The 4569-nt window shown below is 68.9% G+C and carries 6 protein-coding genes and 1 pseudogene; all 7 read left to right on the top strand.

Features of this window, described 5'->3' with window-relative positions; translation table 11 throughout:
* Window positions 1-234: pseudogene (locus tag Y706_RS26030) on the top strand (cysteine desulfurase); the annotation flags it as partial.
* Between the two features lie 81 nt (window positions 235-315).
* Window positions 316-1092 carry a class I SAM-dependent methyltransferase gene (locus Y706_RS0116645; protein WP_028277488.1) on the top strand — a complete coding sequence of 259 codons (777 nt, stop codon included), beginning with the start codon at window positions 316-318 and terminating at the stop codon, window positions 1090-1092.
* A 157-nt stretch (window positions 1093-1249) separates the two neighbouring features.
* Window positions 1250-2536 carry an Nramp family divalent metal transporter gene (locus Y706_RS0116640; protein WP_028277487.1) on the top strand — a complete coding sequence of 429 codons (1287 nt, stop codon included), beginning with the start codon at window positions 1250-1252 and terminating at the stop codon, window positions 2534-2536.
* A gap of 16 nt (window positions 2537-2552) precedes the next feature.
* Window positions 2553-3266, top strand: coding sequence for a metal-dependent transcriptional regulator (locus Y706_RS0116635; protein ID WP_028277486.1), 714 nt, complete (start codon window positions 2553-2555; stop codon window positions 3264-3266).
* Window positions 3267-3716 carry a fluoride efflux transporter FluC gene (locus Y706_RS0116630; protein WP_052355093.1) on the top strand — a complete coding sequence of 150 codons (450 nt, stop codon included), beginning with the start codon at window positions 3267-3269 and terminating at the stop codon, window positions 3714-3716.
* Window positions 3716-4084, top strand: coding sequence for a fluoride efflux transporter FluC (locus tag Y706_RS0116625; protein ID WP_028277484.1), 369 nt, complete (start codon window positions 3716-3718; stop codon window positions 4082-4084). Before Y706_RS0116630 ends, Y706_RS0116625 begins: the two co-directional genes overlap by 1 nt.
* A gap of 87 nt (window positions 4085-4171) precedes the next feature.
* A complete protein-coding gene (locus Y706_RS0116620; RefSeq protein WP_028276038.1) occupies window positions 4172-4543 on the top strand; it encodes a hypothetical protein in 372 nt (123 codons plus the stop codon).
* The last annotated feature ends 26 nt before the right edge of the window (window positions 4544-4569 follow it).

Below are 4569 nucleotides of genomic sequence, written 5' to 3'. Positions count from 1 at the left end.
AAGCGGCTCGGCCTGCCCGCCGGCTCCCTGCGGGCCAGCTTCGGCCTCGGCTCACGGCTGGAGGACGCCGAACGCCTGCTGGCCGGCCTGCAGCAGCTGCGGCAAAACGGACTCGGCTGGGATTACGTGGTGGACGCCGGGCGCTGGGTGCCGGCCAACGATACCCGCAGCTACCCCCACTGGGCGCCGAACACCCCGGGCACCGCCGGCGCTGCGCCCTGCACCCTCGACTAGCGCAGGATCAGGGCCCGGCGCGGGTGCGGTAAATTCGAAAGGTATCTGTAACCAGCAGGACCTTCCCGAAGGAGATCGCACGTGGCAAGCGCCGGACCCAGGCTCCACAGCGGACCGAAGCTGCACAGCGAGCGGCGCCAGGAACTCGGACAAAGCTTCCAGGACGGCGGCGAACACTATGAACGCGTCCGCCCCGGCTATCCGCAGGAGTCGGCCGACTGGCTGGTCCCGGCGGGAGCCAGGGACGCCGCGGACATTGGCGCGGGCACCGGGAAGTTCACTTCCCTTTTGGCAGAACGCGGACTGGGCACGGTGGCCGTGGACCCCTCTGCCGACATGCTTGAGCAGTTGCGCCGGACCCTGCCGGACGTCACCGCCATCGAGGGCAGCGCCGAGGCCACTGGTCTCAAGCCGGAGTCCTTTGACCTGGTCACGGTCGCCCAGGCGTGGCACTGGTGCGACCCCGGCCTGGCCAGCGCCGAGATTGCCCGGATCCTGCGGCCGCACGGCGTGCTCGGCCTGATCTGGAACCAGCTGGACACCAGCGTGCCCTGGGTGCACCGGCTCTCCCGGATCATGCACGCCGGGGACGTCCACAAGCCGCACTTCCGTCCGGCCGTGGGCCCCGAGTTCGCCGGGCTGGAGAGCCACCTGACGCGCTGGGAGGATTCCGTCACGACGGAGGACATCCAGGAGCTGGCCAAGTCCCGCAGCTACTATCTCGCGGCATCGGACTCCACCCGGGCCAAGGTCACAGCCAACCTCGCCTGGTACCTGCACGAACACCTGGGGCACACCCCAGGCGAGGTGCTCCGGCTGCCCTACCTGACCCAGACGTGGCGGGCCTTCCGGGCCTGATGCACGCTCACCCCGGATTGCACACAGCGCCCGCCGGGCCTATTGTTTCGGTATGCCTAATAAATTCTTATAGGCACACGAAACTTTGACACCGGCTGTTTTCCGGCCGGCGCCGATCATCGCGTCAACGCCGACGCGCCAATCACAGGAGCTGGCAGTGCTGGAGCTAACGGGACACGGGCAACCGGCGCAGGACGCCCCCACTTACAAACACCCGGGTGCCCGGAGGGCGCTGATCGGCCTGTTGGGACCGGCCTTCGTGGCGTCGATCGCCTACGTGGACCCCGGAAACGTGGCCGCCAACCTGACCGCCGGAGCGCAGTACGGCTACCTGCTGGTGTGGGTCCTCGTGGCCGCCAACGTCATGGCCGTCCTCGTCCAGTACCAGTCCGCCAAGCTCGGGATCGTCACGGGCAAGAGCCTTCCGGAGATCCTTGGTGAACGGCTCAAGCCGTTCTGGCGCCGCGCCTTCTGGGTGCAGGCCGAAGTTGTCGCCGCCGCCACCGATCTCGCGGAGGTGGTGGGCGGCGCAATCGCCCTGTACCTGCTTTTCGGCCTGCCCCTCCCCCTTGGCGCCCTGATTGTCGGCGCCGTGTCGATGCTCCTGCTCGCGGTCCAGGCCCGGCAGAAGCAGCGGCCGTTCGAATTCATCATCATGTTCCTGCTCGGCATCATCACAGTCGGCTTCCTGGCCGGGCTGTTCATCAGCCCGCCCGATCCGGGAGCCGCCCTGGCCGGGCTCATGCCCGGCTTCCAGGGACCGGACACCGTCTTGTTGGCCGCCAGCATGCTCGGGGCCACCGTCATGCCGCACGCCATCTACGTCCACTCGGCCCTGTCCCGGGACCGGCACCGGCCGGACGAACACCTGCATGTTCCCCCGGCGGCCATCGCGCGCCTGGTCCGGGCCACCCGGTTCGACGTCGTGGCCGCCCTCGCGATCGCCGGACTGGTCAACATCGGCATGCTGCTCCTGGCCGCCTCCACCCTCGGCGGCGAAGAAGGCACGGACACGATCGAGGGCGCGCACGCCGCCATCACCGCCAACCTCGGCCCGATCGTCGGCGTGATCTTCGCGGTCGGGCTGCTCGCCTCCGGCCTGGCATCGACCTCGGTGGGCTGCTATGCCGGCGGCACCATCATGCAGGGCCTGCTCAAGATCCGGATCCCCGTCATGGCCCGGCGCGTCGTGACCCTTATCCCCGCCGTCGTGCTGCTGGCGGTGGGCTTCGACCCCACCTGGGCGCTCGTCCTGAGCCAGGTGGTCCTCAGCTTCGGGATTCCCTTTGTCCTGGTCCCGCTGGTGGTGCTGACCAGCAACAAAGCCCTGATGGGCCGGTTTGCCGACGGCCCCGCCCTCCGAATCGCCGCCATCATCAGCGTGGTGCTCGTCGTGGCCCTTAACCTGGTCCTGCTGTGGCTCACTTTCTCCGGAGGCAGCTGACGGTAGGCTTAGGTCTGTGAAGACCAGTACGCCCTCCTCCTCGATCGAGGACTACGTCAAGGTCATCTATTCGTTCACCGAGTGGCAGCGCAAGCCCATCACCTCCACGCAGCTGGCGCAGCGCCTGGGCGTCGCCAACTCCTCGGTGTCGGAAATGGTCCGCAAGCTCAAAGACCAGGGCCTCGTAGACCACAAGCCCTACAGCGCCGTCACGCTCACCAGCGATGGAGTCCGGCTCGCCCTGTCCATGGTCCGGCGGCACCGGCTGATCGAGACTTTCCTCGTCCGCGAGCTGGGATACCGCTGGGACGAGGTCCATGACGAAGCCGAGCTCCTGGAGCACGCCGTCTCGGACACCTTTATTGAACGCATGGCGGCCAAGCTGGGGAACCCCACCCGGGACCCGCACGGCGATCCCATCCCGGCAGCCGACGGCTCGGTGCTGATGCCCGCCGCCCACCGCCTGAGCGAACTCGACGACGGCCACACCGGCCGGATCACCCGGATCAGCGACGACAACCCGGAGCTCCTGCGCTATCTCGCCGCAGAGGACATCGACCTCGACGCCGAAGTGGAGGTGGTGGGCCGGCGTCCCTTCGGTGGCCCCATGGTCGTGCGGATCGGTTCCGCCGCGGCACCGCGTGAATTCGATTTCGCCGACGAGGTCGCCTCGGCCCTCTGGGTCCACAGCGATGCCGGGCACGCCGGCTGCAGCGTCACGGAGAGCTGAGTGAAGGGTGCGCTCGATGAGCGCCGGGCCGTGCCGCGCCCCGGCGTGCCGGGCTGGAAGGCCTGGTCCGCCGTCGCCGTCGGCGGGCTGATCGGAACCGAGCTGCGTTTCGGCGCCGGCCTGATTTTTCCCGAAAGCGCCGGCGCGGTGCCGTGGACCACGTTGGCGATCAATGTCTCCGGGAGTTTCGTTCTGGCCACCCTGACCACCCTCTGGATCGCGCGGCCACAGACGGCTTTCTGGCTGCGCGCCGGCATCGGGCCCGGCCTCCTGGGTTCCTTCACCACCTTTTCGGCGCTGGTGATCGCCATTGACCAGCAGATCCGCGGCGGCTTCCACGGCACGTGGCTGGCCTACCTCGGGCTCTCGCTCGTCCTGGGCCTCGGGGCCGCGGCGGCCGGCTGGAAAACCGGCAAGGCGATCGCCGACCTCCGCGGCGGTGCCCAATGATGACCGCGCTGGTGGTCGGGGCGTGCGGGGTGGCGGGAGCACTCCTGCGGTTCGCCGTCGACTCCTGGTTTGCGCACCATCAGGGCTCCCGACCGCACTGGCCCTGGGCGACGCTCACAGTCAACGTCGCCGGATCCTTCATCATCGGTTGGTCCGTCGGCCTGACCGGCCACCTGGAGCTGGGCGCCGACTGGCACGCCGCGATCGCAACCGGTCTCGCCGGCGGCCTGACCACCTTCAGCTCATGGACCACCGCGACGGTCCGCCTGGTCAGCGAAAAGCGGTACCGGGCGGCGGCGCTCAACATCGGCGCGAACCTTCTCGCGGGGCTCACGGCCGCGGCGCTTGGGCTTGCCCTCGCCGGCTGAAAACCTCAGCCCGCTGCCGGTGTGGCGAGGGTAACACCGGGGCGCCCTGGTGGCTTCGGGCCGCCGTCGTTCCCGTATCGTTGAAGGATGGTTACCCGACGTGAAGCAGCCCAGACCCTCGACATTCCCCTGGAAATGGCGCACCGTCACGGCATCCCGCCCCGGCTGTCCGAGGCCGAGCTGGGCGAGCTGCTGGACAACCCGCCGGCGTGGCTGGTCCAGTCCAAGGCAAACCGCACCGGCAAGCGGCCCGTCTGGGTCCAGCTCACCTGTGCCGTCTGCGGATTCTCCGAAGCGGCCCGGCCCAAAAAATGGTGGCCGGAATTCACGTACGTCTGCTGCGTGCACCACGAGGCACGCGAGATCCCGGTGCTCGGGCCCGGGCTCGTGCGCAGTGTGTACGACGGCGTCGGCAGCCGTTTCGCAGGGATCGTGGACGCCGCCGTTCCCGAGGCGTAGCTTAAAAGACGGGGCTACCCCTGGCC

This window comes from Arthrobacter sp. I3, assembly GCF_000520575.1.
Classification (GTDB): Bacteria; Actinomycetota; Actinomycetes; order Actinomycetales; family Micrococcaceae; genus Arthrobacter; species Arthrobacter humicola_A.
The sequence above is the reverse complement of the archived record's forward strand: the minus strand, read 5'-3'. Positions and strand labels throughout refer to the sequence as shown.

Bases quoted from the DNA above. Each gene is read 5' to 3' on its own strand.
- Y706_RS0116625 (WP_028277484.1), top strand. From the start codon at position 3,716: ATGACCGCGCTGGTGGTCGGGGCGTGCGGGGTGGCGGGAGCACTCCTG.
- Y706_RS0116620 (WP_028276038.1), top strand. From the start codon at position 4,172: ATGGTTACCCGACGTGAAGCAGCCCAGACCCTCGACATTCCCCTGGAA.